The organism is Frischella japonica (assembly GCF_014489845.1).
Lineage (GTDB): Bacteria > Pseudomonadota > Gammaproteobacteria > Enterobacterales > Orbaceae > Frischella > Frischella japonica.
Genome location: NZ_JABURY010000016.1, coordinates 275,721 through 295,914 on the forward strand (window position 1 = coordinate 275,721; position 20,194 = coordinate 295,914).

Annotated in this window: 22 protein-coding genes; 2 read left to right on the plus strand and 20 right to left on the minus strand. The window is 32.9% G+C overall.

The window, feature by feature from the left end:
* Positions 1–111: 111 nt before the first annotated feature.
* From FcAc13_RS08250 to FcAc13_RS08265, 4 genes are all read right to left on the minus strand, one after another.
* Entirely contained in the window at positions 112–957 is an 846-nt protein-coding gene (locus FcAc13_RS08250; RefSeq protein WP_187755729.1) for a MurR/RpiR family transcriptional regulator, read from the minus strand.
* 283 nt (positions 958–1,240) lie between these two features.
* Positions 1,241–2,629 (minus strand): sigma-54-dependent transcriptional regulator, encoded by a 1,389-nt coding sequence (locus FcAc13_RS08255; RefSeq protein ID WP_187755730.1) that lies wholly within the window; start codon positions 2,627–2,629, stop codon positions 1,241–1,243.
* Between the two features lie 7 nt (positions 2,630–2,636).
* Positions 2,637–3,527, minus strand: a complete 891-nt coding sequence (locus tag FcAc13_RS08260) for a two-component system sensor histidine kinase NtrB (protein WP_187755731.1) — start codon at positions 3,525–3,527, stop codon at positions 2,637–2,639.
* 32 nt (positions 3,528–3,559) lie between these two features.
* Positions 3,560–4,738, minus strand: a complete 1,179-nt coding sequence (locus FcAc13_RS08265) for a thiolase family protein (protein ID WP_187755732.1) — start codon at positions 4,736–4,738, stop codon at positions 3,560–3,562.
* A gap of 849 nt (positions 4,739–5,587) precedes the next feature.
* On the opposite strand from FcAc13_RS08265, the gene umuD reads away from it, so the two are divergent.
* Both umuD and umuC read left to right on the plus strand, forming a co-directional pair.
* Positions 5,588–5,950: a translesion error-prone DNA polymerase V autoproteolytic subunit gene (umuD, locus tag FcAc13_RS08270; protein WP_246415112.1), complete on the plus strand. Its 363-nt coding sequence runs from the start codon at positions 5,588–5,590 to the stop codon at positions 5,948–5,950.
* A 2-nt stretch (positions 5,951–5,952) separates the two neighbouring features.
* Positions 5,953–7,221, plus strand: coding sequence for a translesion error-prone DNA polymerase V subunit UmuC (umuC, locus tag FcAc13_RS08275; RefSeq protein ID WP_187755734.1), 1,269 nt, complete (start codon positions 5,953–5,955; stop codon positions 7,219–7,221).
* 563 nt (positions 7,222–7,784) lie between these two features.
* Here umuC and FcAc13_RS08280 read toward each other — a convergent pair.
* The 16 genes from FcAc13_RS08280 to lysC all read right to left on the minus strand — a co-directional run bounded on the left by FcAc13_RS08280 (position 7,785) and on the right by lysC (position 20,146).
* On the minus strand, positions 7,785–8,015 hold the full coding sequence (locus tag FcAc13_RS08280; RefSeq protein WP_187755735.1) for a hypothetical protein: 231 nt from the start codon (positions 8,013–8,015) through the stop codon (positions 7,785–7,787).
* Positions 8,016–8,473: 458 nt separating this feature from the next.
* Positions 8,474–8,896, minus strand: a complete 423-nt coding sequence (locus FcAc13_RS08285) for a tail fiber assembly protein (protein WP_187755736.1) — start codon at positions 8,894–8,896, stop codon at positions 8,474–8,476.
* On the minus strand, positions 8,896–9,924 hold the full coding sequence (locus FcAc13_RS08290) for a tail fiber protein (protein ID WP_187755737.1): 1,029 nt from the start codon (positions 9,922–9,924) through the stop codon (positions 8,896–8,898). The genes FcAc13_RS08285 and FcAc13_RS08290 overlap by 1 nt, the downstream gene beginning before the upstream one ends.
* Positions 9,924–10,571, minus strand: a complete 648-nt coding sequence (locus FcAc13_RS08295; protein WP_187755738.1) for a baseplate wedge 1 family protein — start codon at positions 10,569–10,571, stop codon at positions 9,924–9,926. The genes FcAc13_RS08290 and FcAc13_RS08295 overlap by 1 nt, the downstream gene beginning before the upstream one ends.
* Positions 10,564–11,685: a baseplate J/gp47 family protein gene (locus FcAc13_RS08300; protein ID WP_187755739.1), complete on the minus strand. Its 1,122-nt coding sequence runs from the start codon at positions 11,683–11,685 to the stop codon at positions 10,564–10,566. Before FcAc13_RS08300 ends, FcAc13_RS08295 begins: the two co-directional genes overlap by 8 nt.
* The gene (locus FcAc13_RS08305; RefSeq protein WP_187755740.1) at positions 11,669–12,031 is read right to left on the minus strand and encodes a contractile injection system sheath initiator; all 363 of its coding nucleotides are present in this window, start codon (positions 12,029–12,031) and stop codon (positions 11,669–11,671) included. Before FcAc13_RS08305 ends, FcAc13_RS08300 begins: the two co-directional genes overlap by 17 nt.
* A complete protein-coding gene (locus tag FcAc13_RS08310) occupies positions 12,028–12,705 on the minus strand; it encodes a Gp138 family membrane-puncturing spike protein (RefSeq protein ID WP_187755741.1) in 678 nt (225 codons plus the stop codon). The genes FcAc13_RS08305 and FcAc13_RS08310 overlap by 4 nt, the downstream gene beginning before the upstream one ends.
* A gap of 64 nt (positions 12,706–12,769) precedes the next feature.
* A complete protein-coding gene (locus tag FcAc13_RS08315) occupies positions 12,770–13,597 on the minus strand; it encodes a phage protein (protein ID WP_187755742.1) in 828 nt (275 codons plus the stop codon).
* Positions 13,566–13,907, minus strand: a complete 342-nt coding sequence (locus FcAc13_RS08320) for a phage baseplate plug family protein (protein WP_187755743.1) — start codon at positions 13,905–13,907, stop codon at positions 13,566–13,568. The genes FcAc13_RS08315 and FcAc13_RS08320 overlap by 32 nt, the downstream gene beginning before the upstream one ends.
* A 15-nt stretch (positions 13,908–13,922) precedes the next feature.
* The gene (locus FcAc13_RS08325; RefSeq protein WP_187755744.1) at positions 13,923–14,615 is read right to left on the minus strand and encodes a phage baseplate protein; all 693 of its coding nucleotides are present in this window, start codon (positions 14,613–14,615) and stop codon (positions 13,923–13,925) included.
* Positions 14,615–16,708: a phage tail protein gene (locus FcAc13_RS08330; protein WP_187755745.1), complete on the minus strand. Its 2,094-nt coding sequence runs from the start codon at positions 16,706–16,708 to the stop codon at positions 14,615–14,617. Before FcAc13_RS08330 ends, FcAc13_RS08325 begins: the two co-directional genes overlap by 1 nt.
* A 145-nt stretch (positions 16,709–16,853) precedes the next feature.
* Entirely contained in the window at positions 16,854–17,267 is a 414-nt protein-coding gene (locus FcAc13_RS08335; protein ID WP_187755746.1) for a putative phage tail assembly chaperone, read from the minus strand.
* Between the two features lie 2 nt (positions 17,268–17,269).
* On the minus strand, positions 17,270–17,695 hold the full coding sequence (locus tag FcAc13_RS08340) for a tail tube family protein (protein ID WP_187755747.1): 426 nt from the start codon (positions 17,693–17,695) through the stop codon (positions 17,270–17,272).
* 9 nt (positions 17,696–17,704) lie between these two features.
* Positions 17,705–19,225, minus strand: coding sequence for a DUF3383 family protein (locus FcAc13_RS08345; protein WP_187755748.1), 1,521 nt, complete (start codon positions 19,223–19,225; stop codon positions 17,705–17,707).
* Entirely contained in the window at positions 19,222–19,707 is a 486-nt protein-coding gene (locus tag FcAc13_RS08350; RefSeq protein WP_187755749.1) for a phage neck terminator protein, read from the minus strand. Before FcAc13_RS08350 ends, FcAc13_RS08345 begins: the two co-directional genes overlap by 4 nt.
* A gap of 184 nt (positions 19,708–19,891) precedes the next feature.
* The gene (gene lysC / locus FcAc13_RS12525; protein ID WP_425499467.1) at positions 19,892–20,146 is read right to left on the minus strand and encodes an Rz1-like lysis system protein LysC; all 255 of its coding nucleotides are present in this window, start codon (positions 20,144–20,146) and stop codon (positions 19,892–19,894) included.
* Positions 20,147–20,194 lie beyond the last annotated feature (48 nt).

Here is a 20,194-nt window from a genome sequence, read left to right on the forward strand (position 1 = left end):
AATTTGTGAAGAGGATCATGTTTTTGGGTAAGAATAGAACCAATATCAATAATAAATAATATTCATATTGATGGGATCAAACATAGTAAGGTATTTAGAAAAACATTGCGGTTATTTAAGATGAGGGAACTTACGGGCTTTACGATGTTGCGTTTGAAACTTAAGCTTTTCGTCATATTGTTTAATAAATAAATTAGTGATTAACATATTTACTAATGTAATTTGAGAAATTTTAGAGCGAATAGGAATTAAACGCGACACATGTTCTGTGGAAATGGTATGCAATACAATATTTGCTAATCCAGAAACTTGGCTTTGTCCCATTTTAGTGATCGCAATAGATGGTATTGATTGTTGATTAGCTATTTTTAATAATTCTATACATTCAGGTGTTTCTCCAGAATGTGAAATAATAATTACTAAATCGTGTGAATCCAATGAACGAACAATATTACGGCTAATATGTGCATCAAAATGACAATTGACATCTTTTTTAATTTTAATCAGCTGATATTCTAATTCTTTCCCAACTAAACCACTACTACCTACCCCAAAGATCACTATCTTATGGCTATTAATTAGTAAATCGATAGCGTTATTTAATTCATCAGGATTAATCATTGAGTAAGTTTCATCGATAGAAGATTTTTCAACTATCAGCACTTTACGGTTCACATCTTGCAAGTCATCAGTTAGATGAATATCATCTTGCAAGATATCATTCGTGACGTTTTTAGGCAAAGAAGAGATCAGATCAATTTTAAAATCGCTAAATCCACGATATCCCATTTTATTACATAATCGCAAAATCGTACTGGTACTAACCTGATTTAATTTAGCTAAAGCTTGAATACTAACATTTTTCAGCTCTTGCGAATGAGCAATAATATATTCCGCAACCTCTAACTCCTTAGCTGACAAATCTTTTTTAACTTCCCTAAGTTTTAAATCAATCATAATTAACCTGTTGTCACGCAATTTATTTACTAAATAGTATAGTAAATTCATTGCTAAATATGAAAATTATTTTTAATTAAAACAGACTTGGATTTTTATCCATCAACTATCTCATTACATTAATAGGCAGATTTAATATTATATTATAAAATAATTAGTTAAAAATTTTTCAAGTAATGAGCGTTTTCCGATGATATCACTTGGCTCACAGCTATATCGCATTAACTTAATTTGATTTAATGTTTATTGTTACTTGTGATATTCAAAAAAGATGAATAGGGGTTTATTTAAGAATCGTTTCAATAATGCCATGCTCTTGCATTTTATATAATAATGTTCTTCTACTCACTCCTAAGGCTTTGGCTGTATTTTCCCTGTGCCCTTGATTTTTTCTTAATTCATCGACAATTAGTACTTTTTCATAGTTTTTGAGCTTTTCTTTTAAAGTAACGCCCATATCTTGTGTATAATCATTAACCCCAATGCTGGTGTCTTGTGACTGATTTTGAACATGGAGGGGTAAATCTTGTGGATCAATATACAAACCATGCGACATAATTACGGCATATTCAATTGTGTTTGATAATTCTCTTACATTACCTGGCCAATGATAATGATTAAGAATATCTGCCGACTTAACAGCAAAATCTAGTAATTCTTTATTATTTTCGGCACAAAATTGCTGAGCAAAATAACGTGCCAGCAACATAATATCTTGTTTCCTTTCACGCAATGGCGGTAGATTTAAACTCATTACATTCAACCGATAAAATAGATCTTGTCTGAATTCACCGGTTTTTATCATATCCTGTAAATTACGATTTGTTGCAGCAATTAACCTGAAATCTGTTTTAATTAGTTTGTTTGCGCCTATTGGTTCAAACTCTTTTTCCTGAATGACACGTAACAATTTAACCTGTAAATTCACTGACATTTCAGATACTTCATCTAAAAAAAGCGTTCCTTGGTGTACACGCTCAAATAAACCTATTTGACGCTGGTATGCTCCGGTAAATGCACCTCTTTCATGACCAAACAGCGTACTTTCTAACAATGTTTCTGGTAAAGCTCCACAATTAATTTTAATAAATGGTTTGTTTGAACGAATACTATGAGCATGAATTGTTTTAGCAACTAACTCTTTACCAGTACCACTTTCACCAGTAATTAATACTGTTGATTTGGTTTGAGAAACTTTAGCAATATTTCGACAAAGTTCCATCATATTAGGACTATTCGTTATAATCCCACCATTTTTATAGAATATTGACTGATTATATTGTAATTGATTAACATTTTGTTTTTTGGCTCTACTTAATGCTAAAGTCCGTTTGATAAGGATTTTTAATTGATTCAGGTCAAAAGGTTTAACAACATAATCAAATGCTCCTGATTGCAATGCTTCAACAGCAGTCTCAACATCAGCATAAGCAGTCATTAGAATAATAAATAAATCAGGATAGCTATGTTTTACTATTTTAAGCATTTCTAAGCCTGTCATTTGAGGCAATCGATTATCTAATAAGATCAAATCAAATGATTGTTGTTGAATCAATGCGATAGCATCTTCACCATTATCGACCGCAATAACGTGATAATATTTCTGTAATAATAAAGATAATAATTTACGTAGATTTAATTCATCTTCGACAATTAAAATTTTTTCTATCATAATTTGATCATAAATCTTCATTACATGGTAGTGCTACTTCAACAGTTACACCCTCGTTATTGTCATTCTTCTTAATAAGAATTATCCCGTGATGTAATAAAATAATTCTTTTAACAAATGATAAACCTAATCCTGTTCCGGATGGTTTAGTGGTAAAAAAAGGCATGAAAATTTTGTGGACAATTTCATTTTTAATCCCAATACCATTATCTTTAATTCGAATTAACTGATAGTGCCGATTAGCAGACATACGCGTGGTTATTTCAATGATTGGTGATTTTTGACTTGCTTGAATTGCATTGACTATTAAATTAAGCAAAGCTTGCTTGATTAACTCTTTGTTTAAATAAATTTTAGACAACTGCTTATCCAATAATAAGATAAAATCGATATTTTTTGTAGGATGTATTAATTTTATCAACTTTACTACTTCTTCAAGCAAGCTATTTAGATAAATAGGTTTGTGATGTTTTTTTATCGCTAGTGAAAAATCTAATAATGATTCAAGCAATAAATTAATTGAATCAATCTCTTTGAAAATAATACCGGTATATTCGCAATAATCCGATTGCGGTAATTCATTAGTTAAATATTGAACAAATCCGCGTAAGGTGGTAAGTGAATTACGGATTTGATGAGCGATACCTGCAATTATTTCGGTTAATGGCTCGATTCCTTCCATTTTATTCATTAACTTTTGTGTTTCATTTTGTTGGTGAATTTCTTCAAAACTAAGTAAAACACCAATAAAGTTTGCTTGCTGATCTTTTAAATAATGAATCTTGTAAACAATGTTAAAAATAGGATTAACTACCATAAAATCATTTTTATATTCAAAATCATCATTTTCCATTTCACTAACAAAATCTAAATTATCAGTTAAAATCCATTCTTTCATCATGTTAACCTTATACAGCCAGAGCTCATTAGCTAACAACGTTCAAGAATAATGGTAATGCCTAATCCACCACCAATACACAATGTAGCAAGACCAAACTGTTTATCTTGATGAATCATGGCATAAAGTAGCGTGACTAAAATCCGTGCACCATTGCTACCAATAGGATGACCTAATGCGATCGTACCTCCTCGTACATTAGTTTTAGTCAGATCAAAATCAAGCTCACAATGGAGCGCCAAAAACTGTGCAGCAAATACTTCACTAGCTTCAATCAAATCGATATCGCTAAGACTCAATGAAGCTTTTTTCAATGCAAGCTTGGTTGCAGATATTGCTCCTAACCCCATCAAATTAGGGTTAATACCACTTGATGCATAGCTACGTATATAAGCTAAAGGTTCTAAATCCAGTTGCTTAGCTTTATCTTCTGACATCACAATTAATGCAGCAGCACCATCGCTAAAATCTGAAGTATTGCCCGTTGTAATGGTTCCTTGTCGAAAGATGGTATTTAGTTCATTCAACTGAACTAAATCAATATCGAATTTAGGTAGCTGATCTTGTTGAAAGAGAACGTTTCCGTTATCCGTGCAAATAGTGATTGGAACAATTTCATCAATAAAATCTCCATTAGCAATCGCTTTTTGAGCCAATTGATGCGATCGATAAGCAAAACGATCCTGATCTTCGCGACTAATATCATACATTCTAGCCAGAATTTCTGCTGTCAGCCCCATATGATAACGATTAATCGCGCAAGTTATCCCGTCATTAATTAATGTGTTATACATCTGATTTTTGGTATTCTGTGAGTACCGATGTGTTTTGTTATTTATCAGATAAGGAGCTTGTGACATATTTTCCATTCCACCAACAACTATAATATTATTATCACCTGCCAGAATACTTTGTACGCCTAATGCAACCGCTTTAAGTCCACTACCACAAACTTTATTTATGGTAAATGCCGGAACATCATTAGAAATATTGGCTTTTAATGCAGCCTGACGAGCTGGATTTTGCCCTAATCCTGCTTGTATAACATTGCCGATGATCACTTCGTCAACAAAACTGGCATCCAATGCGACGCGCTTTAAAGCCTCTTGAATAACAATGCTACCTAATTCTATGGTACCAACTGATGCTAATAAACCATTAAAACTTCCTATTGCGGTTCTTGTCGCACTCACTATTACAGCTTTTTTCATTTTAATAATCCTAAATATTGACAGACAACCAGCAAACGAGAATTCGTCATATTATGTCCACATTCCGTTTTAATACCTGAACTCAAAAAGATATTTTTGTTCGCATAACAATATTTTTGGGTAATTTATGATCCATTTATTTCTACTGATAATATACAGCGGCTGTATAACCCTATCATTTGTCATGTATCATCGATACCTTACTTTCCTCTACCACCGCTAATGTAAGACTAATCAAAATAATTAGTTAGCTTACCGCATCTCATATTTAATTTTGTATTAATTTATTGATATTTATCTTGTTATATTAATAGTTACATTGTTATTGACGTTAATAGAATTGTTCTATACTGCATAAGGTATTCATTGCTCGTCTTAAATGCTTATTTAGTCTGATTTAAATCCCTGCCCTAAAAAGTATTGCAATACGTATACCAATTTAGAATTCGCTTTATAAAAAAATTAATATAATGATTTATTTTATAAAAATTACATTGGATAAGAACGTATGCTGTAAATGATGTGCAATATTTTGCGCATATGTGCAAAATATATTTCGCATAGGCATAATATTTTATGACAAATAAGTGTGGCGAAATATGAGATGTTTATTTATCTTGATATAATAAAGTTCGTAAAGATATCGTATTATTATTTTAATTTAAAATAAATATATCAATTTGATTATAATAAGAAATCTAAATTAATTATCTTACATTGTTTAGATATTTATTTTCGCATAAAAATAAATATACTGTATGCATGAACAGTATTAAAAAATTTAAAAATTTAGATTTTCTTCCAATTAAACAAGAAAATCTGTGCATTGCAAACAAAATTCCGCTATTTATGGAGTATATTGCGGCAGGTTTTCCTAGCCCTGCGCAAGATTTTATTGAGAAACGTATTGATCTTAACCAACTCTTAATTAAGCATCCCGCTGCCACTTATTTATTAAGAGTATCAGGTGAGTCCATGAATGAAGGGTATATCCAAGATGGTGATTTAGTGGTAGTTGATTCAGCTAAAAAGCCAAAACATGGTGATATTGTGATTGCAAATGTTTCAGGGGAATTTACTATTAAGAAATTGTGTTTAATACCACAACTCATGTTAAAACCGATGAATCAGAACTTTCATCCGATTATTATCAACAATCCCGACGATTTAAATATCTTTGGTGTCGTCACTTTTATTATTCATCAGGCTTAACAATGTTTGCTCTTGTTGATGTTAACGCTTTCTATGCCAGTTGTGAAAAGGTATTTCGTCCAGATCTTGAAAATAAACCTATCATTGTTCTAAGTAATAATGATGGTTGTGTTATTGCCAGAAATGATGAAGCAAAAGAACTAGGGATTAAAATGGGCCAACCCTATTTTACATTATCGCCTGAATTTATTAGTCAATATGCTATACAGGTCTTTAGTAGTAATTATGCTTTATATGCTGACATGTCTCATCGTGTTATGGAAACCTTGGCTACATTAGCACCGAATATAGAAATTTATAGTATTGATGAAGCATTTTGTCAACTATCTTACTCCGAGCAACAATTATCTTTGGCATGGCAAGGGAAAATTATCCGAGATACCATACAACAACATAACCATTTAACAGTTGGAGTAGGGATAGGTCCAACTAAAACATTAGCTAAATTAGCTAATTATGCAGCAAAAAAGTGGCGAAAAACCGAAGGTGTGGTAGTACTTTCTGAGCGCAATCGGCAACGTAAATTAATGGCAATTACACCCGTTGCTGAAGTTTGGGGAATTGGTCGACAATTAACCAGACAACTGAATATGATGAATATTCATACTGCGATGGATTTAGCACAATTATCACCTTATCAAGCACGAAAAAAATTTAATGTTATTGTGGAAAGAACAGTGCGCGAACTCAATGGTGAGTCGTGTCTATCATTAGAAGAGGTCAGCGAGCCACGTAAACAAATTGTTTGCTCACGTTCATTTGGCGAAAAAGTGACAGAATTTATTGTTATGCAGGAAGCTATTTGTAACTATACAGCTCGCGCAGCAGAAAAACTCCGAGCTGATGGGCAATATTGTCAGCATATTACCGTTTTTATTCGTAGCAGTCCATTTACGCCTAATACACCTTACTACAGTAATTATGCTTCAGAAATACTAGCCGCCACCAATGATACCCGGCAATTATTAACGGCTGCACAAAAAATTCTTAAGAGGATATGGTTAGAAGATAGGATATATCAAAAGGCAGGTGTTATTTTAAATGATTTTCATCACCATAAATTGAAACAATTCGATTTATTTTTAGATCACAAAAAACAGATTAAAAATGAAACATTAATGAAAACTATCGATCAGATTAATCGATCAAATATGGGCAAAATTTTTTTTGCGTCACAAGGCGTGAAAGGACAATGGCATATGAAGCAGCAATTTTTGTCACCAGCTTATACAACGCAAGTTAAAGATCTTGCTAAGGTTAAGATATCATGATCATTTTCGAACAAATATGTATTTTAATTTACCATTAATAATAAATATTTACAGCAAACATATTAATAATAGAATTTTTACAATATGATTATCTCAATATCAAGACATATAAAAAACATAAACTCAGGATAATCAGTATTGGATAACATATTAAAATGCTATTAAGTCAATCCTGCATTGATAATATTTATGCTAAGAGTTTAGCTAATTATCACTCACCACTTCACATAGGTTAATTACCTGATAAAGCATTACAATATTCGATGAATTATCAGGTAAATCAACGCTCGGAAACCGTTTTAATCTTTGCTCATATGATACTAAAAATAAAATCTGATAGTTATGTTATAGGGCAGCAAACAGAGATTGCCAATAATATATTAGAATTCGTTTTTACATATCTCACTAAGAAGATCAATGAAAAATACTTATTGTTTAAATAGTATTTACTTAATATCAATAGATATCTAATAAAAAAATAATTAATAGCGTGACTATGCTCTAATTATTTTAGTTCGTTAAACAAAAGCAATTAAAGTACTCAACCAATAATATCGAATACATCAATAATGATTTTTGATATTAAAATCAAGTTCACGCAATTCTTCAATAGCTTGATGGACTAAATCAGCTGCTGCCCACATAAGATTACCTGATTTATGATGGTCAATGAAAGGTTCATCATATCCTACCGCTTGATAGTTATGATTATCAAGTATTACCTCGATTAAAGTCTGTACTTGCATCAATTTTGCCTCAATGTCATTGAATAATTCATTATTTTCCTTAAGCATAGTAATCCCCTTATCAGTTATATCAAATTATCAATACTAAAATAAAATGGTTTGGTTTACAGAAAATGGTTGCAATTAATTTTTAAGTCTGCAATCACATAAATTAATTTTTTTATTGATTTAAAAAATATATTAACGCTCACCTGTTTTGTTAGTACCACTATTGAGAATTGAAAAATCAATCGGTTAATACACAAAAAACAGACAAGCAAAGACAGCTACCGCTGCCTTTGTCGTTAGTTAGGTAGGTAAATATGACGTGTATTGGTTGAATGGAAGGACACCATTCAGGTATGATTAATAACACCACTGTTTTGCGTTAGTAATATGTGCGGATAAAGAAATTAGTTAATTGATAATATATAAACTTGAAATGGATGAACGAATCAATATGACAGATCTTCACCACACCGTATGTGATGATAAAATAGGCATTATAATAATACGCATTATGTTTTTTAAATTGACGGTTTTTCTGGCCAAACAATATTTGGCGCGTCATTCACATTAATACGATTAAGTAATATTCGATACTTTTTCCATTCCTTGAGTTGTTCATCCTCGTTTGATTCTTGCATACCTAAATCGATGATGTCTTGTAGTATTTCGATTTGTTTGTTTGCATTATTCATAAGTTGAGACTTTGTTATCTCATAATTTTTAATGATATCATCTTGAGATAAAATCGGCTTTATTAGCTCTTTTGCTTCATCTTCCGTTATTAATATTAAACCCTTTTTTACTGTAAATGCGGGATAAATTTTATTAACCACAGTTTCACCGTTTTCGTCTATTTCAGAAATCTCATCATAGTGGCTAAATTCTTGGATGTTATCTTCATAAGCAAATACATTATCATTTTCATCTTTGTAATATTTCATTAGCGCAACTCCAACCACGTAAAAACTGTTCCATTTGTTATATTTAATTTATATTTACTGTTAGCGGGTACAATAATATTCGCATTTGCCATTTTCCACGCCCCATTGTGACCAACTCCACCGCCACCAAATTTTATACTCACATCATCTACAAATAACGTTGCATCTACTGCTGAAGCACTACTTAATGACCAAACAACGACGTGAATAAAAATAGGTTTTTTAGTTGTATTTGTATATATAATATTAATAAGTCTTTCATTTGTTACATCGAACCACTTTTGATTAACGCCGATAAAGTTATTCATAGCATTCTTAGCAAAATCATATACATCTTTTACCGCTTTTGGTGTTGCTGCTTGGTTTTCTGCTGTACTATTTACTGCTGAATTAAGCTGAACACGTCCTTTAGCAGTAGTTGAAGCATTCGTTTCAGCGATAGATTTAGCCGTATTAGCTGTTGTGTTCGCAGTGCTTGCCAACGTATACGCACTATCTGCTTTAGTTTGTGCGGTTGCCGCATTGGTTTTTGCTGTGTTCGCAGTCGTATTGGCGGTATTTGCTGTTTTATTTGCCGTATTGGCTAAATTATATGCTTTTTTAACTGCTCCAGCTGTCGCCGCTTGACTTTCAGAATCGCTATCAATAGCTGAACTTAATTGCACAATTCCTTTGTGTTCAGTTGAGGCGTCTGGGATTAATTTAGTCCATTTATTGACATTACTTATAGGATTGGCGCTTTCATTTTCTACTTTGGCAATATAAATAATTCCATTATATTTAATGATTGCATTAACGGGATAAAAAACTTGCTCACTCCATTCTGGCACACCCTGTTGGAGTAAATACATCATGTTTTTATCGATACGATTAAAAGCGCCATTCATCCACTCCATTGGCGGTTTAGATGCGGTTTGATCGATAGTAATTCCCCATCCGCGAGGTACATCAGGGAAATCCAGTAATTCACCACTTTTTGAATCTTGGGCAAAAATTAAATAATCGGGATGTTTTTGTATTTTCATCATTAATGTCCTATTGCTTCTAATCTTATAAATGTACCATTATCAAATCCAAATGATTGTTTATCATGATAAAAGCCAAATGGTTGTTGATTTGTGATAACGATAAATTGATATTTAACACCAACTGGGCGTACCAGAATATCTAAGTATTTAATAGCATAAAGTTTGATGGTATTGAGGAGATTGCGATCGACGACAATATTCATTGTCATATTTTGATTATCGATGACGTTACTCGCTTGGCTTAACAAATATTGAATTGAGTGGATCGAATTAGCTAAAGTACCATCCTGAAAATTTTTCATTATTTTCGCTTTGAGGAAAAAACGATAGTCATCATCATCAAGACGGACAGTATCGTATAATGAATCATCATAACGATAAAATTTACCTATATTAAAACCTAATGCTATTTCATCGGCTAAAAAACCAAAGAACTGTTTGGCTACTGCATGATTTAATATTCGACTCATTCCAACATGCAGGCCAATTAAATCTAATGCATAACCTTTCGCTTTATCGATATTAAGGACATCAGCAATGTCGAGTACTGTTTTAAAAATTTCATCAGTCATCGCATATAACGCATTGATTGTACCTAATGCTTTTGGTTTATTGTGGTACTGTAAAATCAAATAATTCCTAGCCATCGATAAATACCTCTACTTTTGTTATAGCGGCATATTCACGATAATCGACGTAGCAAATGTCAGAATTATTAACTGTTAATGATTTAATATAAAACCCATTAGTTAAATTAATACTGGATATTAACCGAGTTGCATAAACCGTTTCACCAATTTCAAAATCAAGTGCCATTAAATGTTTTTCAATAGACTGAGTATCAATATCGCTAAACGATTTATAACGGCCTAAACGCATTGAAACTGTGAGATTGTTACGAATCGGACGATCAAAACGAACTAAACGTTGAGCATCATATAACCAAACTTTTTTTTCAAGTTTCCCTGATAAACCACACCCACCGATTTTCTTTCTAGCAATCGTTTGTGCAATCTCTTCATCATCACCGCCAGCAATTACCACATTTATACTATGAGGAGGTATCCCTTTTTCATCGGTTAAATGAGAATAGTTTTCATAAACTTCACATTTTGCTACGCCAGGTAAGTTATATAATGCGGCTTTAATCCCTAATCGTTCGTCGTTACTGTTGATTGAATGTGACAACATAAAGCGTTTTAATAAATCGGCGTCACTTTCTTCTTCTGAGCCACCATGACTTTCAGAATTTACAATTACTTTTTCTATACCTATAATAATGGTAGATAATTGCAACATCTCATTGATTTTAACTTTATAATTACCTAATTCATTTGAACGTAACTGAGTTCTACCACTACCTAATTCATTTAAAGTAATCGCTTCAGTTACGATCCACTGATGCTTATTCTGATCAATCAGAACAGTATTTAACGGGATATGTGTATTAGGTTTACCAGTAATAATGACACTATCAATATAAGAATAGGATGCCGTATTTCTAATAATGCCAGCATATAAAGCTCGTTGTTCGAGCCATTGTCCCATTGCCTGATAAGGATCTAACATTTGCACAATAAATGAAACTGACTGATGAATGGTTTCCATTTCTTTGGCAAATAATGCCAATAACTGCCCATCAGGCGTATCACTATCTAAATTAACATCATTACCATAAATTTTTTTAAATTGATTAGAAAGCCGGTTATAAATTGTTTGATAACTATCGACTGTTATGCCAGTTTTAGTGACTGTCAACATAATATTCAACCTCATTTAAATTGTTATATTTATCGTTATAGGTCACTTGAACTAAAAAGATCCGTGTTATACTATCGAGTAAAATAGTAAAATGTATAATTTCGTTGACTCCTTCAACACTCAATATGGCTGTTTTAATTTCACGTTCTAATTGAATAGTATCAGGATTTTTTTCTAAATAATTGAACCACGCGATGCCATCATCTTTATTTAAAAACCAATTGTTTTTTAAAGAAAATAATTTTGTTTTTATACATTGTCTAATTGCAGCCGAACCGGTTAAATAATTGGCCTTACCGCGTCCAAATGTCCAATCATGGTTAATATCCAATTCTCGCACTATCATTTTTTCGGTTTCTCCGTAATCTTATTGGTTTCAACGTGAACATGATTTTCTAAATCAATACCACCACCAATAATTTTCTCAGCTTGTAGTGTCCCTTTTGCCGATGCCATTCCACCTTGTTGCGTCCAACTTCCTACTTGATTATAGCTTCCCATTAAGACAGCATCCCCTATTTGTTGACAATTACCCAAATGTTCTATATCTCCTTTTATATAAATCTTACCTTGAGCCAATCGGATATATGTCGAAGCATCATCAGTCTGCATTGATACACCATCATGATAAAAATCAGAAATTTTGTTTGGCACACTGTTTACACCAACGATAAAAATGCCATCACTGAGATCATGCATGCGGTTATCAAGTGGAATCGATTTGTTGCCTGATGCATACCATCCATCGATACAGCGACTGGAAAATATCACTAATCCTTCATCACCGGCTTTGATTGGAACGGTAAAACAAAATCCACCTGCATGAGGAAACTGTGCAATCACATCGACTAAGGGAGGGAGCTCAATCTCTTGGCCGTTAGTCATCATTTTGTTAATCATGATCTCGCACGTAACCGTATGCCCATTGAAACTGACCACTCGCGCAGGCAACGCTGTATATAACGTTGATCTATCTTGTGTTATACAACCTTTAATTACATTAAATAATGATTCAACCATTGTGATACCTAAATTTTGACAATAAAAAAGCCTCCATTGGAGGCTGATTAAAGGTTATTTCTCGTTATTTTTTTATAACGAAATTACCACCTGTACAAACTAATTTACTTTTCCAGTCACTGCCCATTAAATCACCTTCATGTTGAATTGACTTAATTTTATAATTGCCGTTATATTCCGTTATCTGCGACTCAATTCGAATTAAACCACCAATTTTAAAATATGGATTACAAAGGGTTGTAACTTCTAAACCATCGTCATTTTTTTCAGGGCTTCCAATCATGCCTGTAGCGCTTGAGATAATATATCCTTCATCATTGCGAAGCGCTGTGTTTTTAGGAATAATCGCGAGTTGTCCATCTTGAATCGACCAATCAGCGCGATTATTTATAGCGACTTTAGACACCGCTTCACGAGCATCACAAAATAATACTTTTCCTCTTGGCAAAATAGTATTTCGCGGTAAATCAATTGTCGCGGCTTGAATGTTAAAACTTGCTAACGCTTCATTAACAACCACGATGTCACTTTGACCTGATGATAATGTTTTAACGATTGTTTTATCAGTGTACGCCTTGAAACCATCAGCACATTTTAAATGCGTAATGATATCTAAATCAGATTGTGAATTATTAATGCTGATAACATCACCCTTAAATATTAATCGAAAATCATCTTCCCGATAACAGATATATAACTCAACATGTTGGTAGTATTTCGTGGTAATTAAATTGCGGGTATTTTGATTTAAGTTGTAGATGGTAATTTCGCCGGTATTGGGTTCTGAGCTAATTGTTTTTGTAACATTAAAAGTTATTCTTAAATTACTATAGGTTAAACTTTCATCCTCATTACCAATTTTAAGTAGTATCTCTCGTCCGAATTGTTTCACGATATTCTTCTCTTGTCATAATCAATAAAGCAAATCTGTTAGCAAAATCTGTTTGACTAATTGATCCAATACCCAATTCTGATTTATCTTTTAAAACCAAAACAAATGGTAAATTAAATTCAAGCAGCGATGGACTACTCACCGATAATCCTTTTAACTGAGTGATAAACTGATTTTTATTGAGATCAAATAAATCAAACTGATAACATCTGGACAACTGATTATAATAGAGTGTCAGCCTAAGATTCATTTCATAGAGTGAAAATGATTGTTCTTGGACTGCTGCCGATGTAATTTGAATTCTATACATTGTTTCACCAACCTATCAATCAGAACAGAGACAATAACTATCGACTTGTTTAGGATTTGTCTTACCTAACCAATCTTTAAATCCAGAGCCAATTTGAGTTTCTACAATAAAAACTTCCCGTAAAGTTAATGAAAATTCTGCTGACATACTATTTTTTTGTGCACTACTAATAGATGTAATCATCATATTTTTATAACGCTTCATTTGTGTTTCTAAGGTTAAAACTTTCCCAGAACGTTGGATTTTTAATAACAATTCATAAGCGTGAGCAATTCGATCACTTTCGCTTATATCTAAAGAGACTGGATCGTAATCAGGCAGAAAATCTGTTGTTAAACGATTATTAACTCTATAATCATTATCATAAGTCGAGGAAATTTGTTTTACCTTCAAATTTGCTATGGCAGACATTATTTGAACTTCTATGGATGATTTATATTCCACCTCTAAGAACGCTTCACTTTTGGTTAAAAGCATCTTAAACGGAGGCGTATAACCTACAATAATGCCTGTAAGCGTAACTTCTTTTGGCTGTAATATGGCATGATCATTAATATTTGTACCGTTTTCAATTGGATTTTCAGTCAAATTTAAATTTGATGCATGCTGTACTATCGTAACAGCGTCGAAATCAAAGCAGCCAAAAGAATTACTTAGCAACGCACCACTATGATTATTCGATGAATTTAAGATCGTTTCAAAAGCCATTAATAGACCCCCATTGCCGTTCTAGCATTATTATTAGCATCAATAATTTGTTTAATTAGTTCATTGCTGGCTTGACTAACCGCTGCTTTGGTATCTTGAGCATTAATGACAATATTATTGTTAATATTACCTTGATTGACGGTATTAGATATATTTTTTCTGGCACCTTTTTGTGATACGGCAGCGACTGTCTGAAAATCAATTATGTCAGTAGTAGTATAACCATTACGATTGTTTTTTGTATCATCCGATGTTAAACCAAAACAAGATAAAACCCCTTTTATATTATCTGATACACTGTCAATTATTGAAGTAAATTTACCTTTACCCCACCCTCCTAAACGGCTAAGTAATGACATTAAATTACTACCCATTTGCAAAAAACTTTTACTAATTTTATTCACAAACGAATTAGTGTATTCATGACAAGAATCAAAGAAATTGCTAACAAATTTCCAGGCAGCTTTAAATGGAGAACAGATATAATCAAAAATACGCCCAAAACATGAAGCTATAGATTTAACCACTGTTACAGCAGCATCCCAAAGCACATCAAAGAGTGTTATAATACCATCAATGGCTCCAGAAAATAGGTTGGTAATACCAGTCCATAAATTCTTAAACAATGACCCTATCCATTTACAGACGATTACAACGCCTTTCCAAAGCAAGCTGTAATACGACACAATACCATCTATCGCGTAATAAAATATCCTAATGACAGCAGCCCACAACTTTTTGAAAAAAGCACTTATAGGTTTAAACGCTGATACAATATCATCCCATAATTTAGAAAAAAATGATTCAATTGCCGACCAATTATCATAAATAAGGTACGCGGCAAGCGCTATAGCAGCAATAATAAGCAATATTGGATTAGCAATCAAAATTGTAGTTAAAGTTTTAAGTGCGCTACCCATCATTAAAAAGGCCGTTTTTACCACTGAAGCAACCACGGTTATTGAAGTGGCTACACCGGATATAAGCAATGATGCCAATCTTAATGCTACAACGGTAAAACCTTTAAATATGCTTATCAAAAAAGAGAAACTCGGACCTATCACAGTTTTACACACTGAAGCGATAGTGGTTAAACTCCCACCAAGTATCTGTAATGAACTAAAAACTAATTTTATAACATTAAATAAACCTATTGCCCCTAAACTTAGACCAGCCAGACCGCCGATGAATGTTCCTAGACCAAGTAAACAGTCTTTAATTGGTTTAGGTAATGAATTAAAAAGATCATGCAACATGTGAACTGTGCTTACTAATGGTTTCCAAAACTCACCGAATGTGCTATCACCTTTTTCCAGATAAGTCATTAAATCATCGAATAATATAAGCAATCCTGTTATCAATCCAATTACCACACCAATCGGACTAAATAATAAATGTCGATTAAATATAATCCATGCTGCAGTTAAAATTGTTAAGGTATTTTCCCAACCAATCGTCGCGGTAATAATTTTATCAATGTATTTTATTGCCCTACTAACTGCATGGAGAATCGTGCCAATGCATTTCACTAACACAGCAATTCCATGCGCAATTAATTCCTTATTCGCTTTTAACCAATTATGAAAATCATTAGCAATTTCAATAATTATTGGCGCCAAATCTAATGCAATCTTAGTACAAATACTATCAACTGCGACGCCAAGCGCAGACATGGTTTTATTATATCTTTCAACTAGATAAAGTTGACAACAAGTTATTTTGAATAATACATCTTCTTCATTAGCAAGTTTTTTGGCATTGTTAATCGCTTCATTAAAAAATGATGCGATATTTTTGCTAAATTTAACAATATTTTTTATAACACTTAGCGTTGATTTAAGTAAATTTAGTTTCTTTTTTATTTCTTTTGAGTTTTGTTTATCGTCGTCTTGCTTGCTGGTACTAGCAGGTGTTTTCTTATCATTTTCCTTTTTTATAATATTAAGTGCTTTGTTATCATTGGATTTATTATAATGCTGGCATTGCTGTTGAACATTATTAACAACTTTAACCATCAACTGAATTGCAACCGCTATTTTAATTGCTTTATATGAATCAAATCCAAGCTTAATCAACATTTGATCAACATGCATTGTTACCTCTTACTCATTTCTGCTTCTGTTATTGCCATTTCAGCTATGACCTCATGCATATCTAACACATCATCTAACGAATAAATGGTTCTGAGATCATTTAAGGTAGTAAATCCTTTTACTACCGGTGTCCAAATAAACCAATCTACATCGCTAAATCCGCTAGATTGTCCAAGCTGAGCGTACTTACTTTGGATGCGAGGCCATTTGGTAAAAAACCCAAAAAATGAAATTTTAACCCTTCAAATAAAAATTGGAGATATTGATCGCGATGCTCATTAAAAAAACTTTCCGCTTCGTTATCTTTTTGTAATAAAAACTTTTTACCATTTTCATCAGTGACAACGGTATGTTGAGCTATAAATTTTTCTACCTCATTCATTTCTTGAGAATTTAAATTTGATAAAAGTTGCCCAATATCAAAATCGGTTTTTCCCTCAGATGCAAAACAGCCTTTTAAAAGGGCTGTTAATTTAAACGCTTCTGTTCTCGCTACCATAAAATTCGCTTTACGAAAGCTATAAGTGCAATTACCAATAATTTTATCTTCACTTTGCATCTTTATTTACCTTCAGTTAATTGAAAATCGGCGGTAATCGCTTTTAATGTCCAAGTATTACCATTATGAGAAGTACCACGTGCAATAGTTGGTGGTGTTGTGAACCAAGCATCGGTAATAGTGATCTTATCGCCATTACGTAAGTCTTCATAAACAATTAAATTAGATTTCGATGAACGTGAATTTTTAACTTGATTATTACGTAAATCATTTAATAATTTATTCGCTTTTGCATGTTGTAAAATCTTGATGGTGACCGTTGCTCCTTGATTACAAGAGTGAATAAATACACCATCTCCATTGGTACCAAATGTGATATCACCATCATCACCGTTTGGGGCGATTGATATTGCATCCTGTGCATTTTCAAAACCAGTAATTTGTTCACCATTAATTGTTAATACTGCATCAGATAAAGAAAATTCCATTATTTACTCCTAAATATTGTATTTAATAATAATATCAACACTGTGACCGGCTCCAGCTAGTTTAAGTGCTACATTAATAGGCATCATTTTGCGCGCATTTCGATCACTGACATCTTGGGTATCAAAACTATCTGAATAGAAGTAATAACCTGATTCTAAAATTTCACCATAAACAAGATCACCAACATTTTCCCCTGACCATTTACCTCGGCCTAAAAAACCATTATTTTTAAATTGTTCACCAATAACTGCCAGACTAGCCAGCAATACTGCTTGTCCTTCATCTGTTTGTGGTAACTTTGAGGAGCGACCTTGAAGTGTATTGAAGGCCTGAATTTGCGCTGCGTTGGTAAATGCATCTAAGCCAGTGATAATATCAATGAATGTCCCACCTAACATTACGCCTTCTGCTAACATATTGACACCAGAATAATCGGTATAAAAATTAATACCTAATCGACGACATTTTGTGGCTTCATTAAGCGTGATCTTATCATCACTACTGACACTATTAAGTTGTTTAAATTTAACTGTTTTAGCGGTATTCAGTCCGGTCCAAACTGTTGATAATGCAATTGCCATTAATTCAACACCGGCAAACTCATTCCCGGTATTGTTGTATTGCACCATTAAGCGTCCGCTATTTTTTTGCGCTATTTTTTTGAGAATATTGTTATCTGTATATTCAAGGTTAGCTTCACGCGTTTCAGTAAAGCCTAAAATTTTTAAATCCGCGCTCACAACCCAATCGTGGGCTTCTAGCAGTTCACTATCTGTAATTACATTAGCAAAATAGGCACCATACCAATTCTGATATTTATTCTGTAAAGCTGTCATGGCGTCGCTAATGCTTTCTGCATTATGAGATGTTGCATCGATACCTTTATAAAGGGTAGCTTTACCATCAACAAGATTTAAATACTCTCCAATGTAAGTACCATCATGTTTAGCATCATAGACATAACCCATATTTAAGGCGATATCTGAACCAGGTTGTGTTGCCTGAAGAATAAAGCGATGACCTTTTTCATCAAAAATGATTTTAATCTGATTATTTGTTGCTTCACTTACGGCATTATTAATCACATTAGCTACCATCGCTAATGATGACACGGTTGAAAAAGATAAACCTGAAATATCTATAACTTTTTCACCAAGCGTAAAACTAAAATAACCATTATTAATGGTTTTATATTTTACATAATCAATTGAAACAGTAGATCCAGCTAATTTTGCTTCCGTAGCAGCTATCGCTAAATCTGACTTAACATATTTTGCAATCAATGCGGTTTTTAATCGTGGTCGAGCTGAAAAAAGACTTTTTGCCGCCTGATATACACGTGAGTGACTACCAAAACGATTAGCAACATCATCTGCTGATGAAACCATGACATGACGACAATGTATATTCTTAAAGTCATCGCACATTTCATCAGTGAAAAGTGCAATAACACTTAAGTCGCGTTTAGTCGCTCCTTGGGAAGATTGTTCAAGTGATACATTAACAATTTGATTAATTGATAAACTCATTTATTTACCTCTGTTATGATTTGAACGCTTTCGCCTATATAGACGTCCGCTTTAAAAATATTGCTGATTGAAAAAATTAATTCGACTTGTACCTGTTGTGGTTTTTCTGTGGATAGAGTATTTATTGCTGATGAACGTAAAAACCCGATCTTCAATTGCCTTTGCCATTGTTTCATGAATGATAAAGACATCGATGAAATAAGTTGGCTAATCAGTTGAAAGGCCCGACTACCATAAGCATTAACGGATAATACTAATTCATTGACACTATGAATGATTTCAACTTCATTATCGCTGTCATAGGTTATTTGTGAACCTATTTCAGTTTGTGATAATGCTAAAACTGTCATGTATTCTTGATAATGACTAATATCAATTGAATTAGCTGCATCAATGACTAAATCATCGGGTAATGACAAAGCAACTGCTATCATCTTTAATATGCCTTGCATATCTAATTGTTGCACGGTTGTAATAGTCATAATGACTCCATATCAAATTGGTCCTTATTTGATTTTTTGTTGATGAGATTGGTTGATTGTTAAATGGAACACAACAAATGATATCGGTTGATTTTTGTTGGTGATAAAAAGTAAGATTTACAATTTTCTCAGTTTGCAAATCAAAATTAATCAGGATATTAAGGCAGTTATGCTATAAAATTAGCTATTGACGATTAATGATTTTTTTTATGGCGTGTTTATCCTCATTACATTTTTCAATTACATTGAGCAAATGTTCGTTATAGTTAACACTATCACCAAAAGTCATCATTTTTGATGGTATGTTTGGCAAACAGTCAGTTAAAAGGCTCTCTGGTATCGGCCGATTGACGTAAACTTTTCGCTCGCTGGTACAAGCGGTTTGCAATACCATCAGGCACCAACTGACCAGCACAATCATTATTCTTGAGTAGTTCATTAATTTGTTCCTGTATCGCTAATGAATGATTTTCAAGTTCACGTTTAG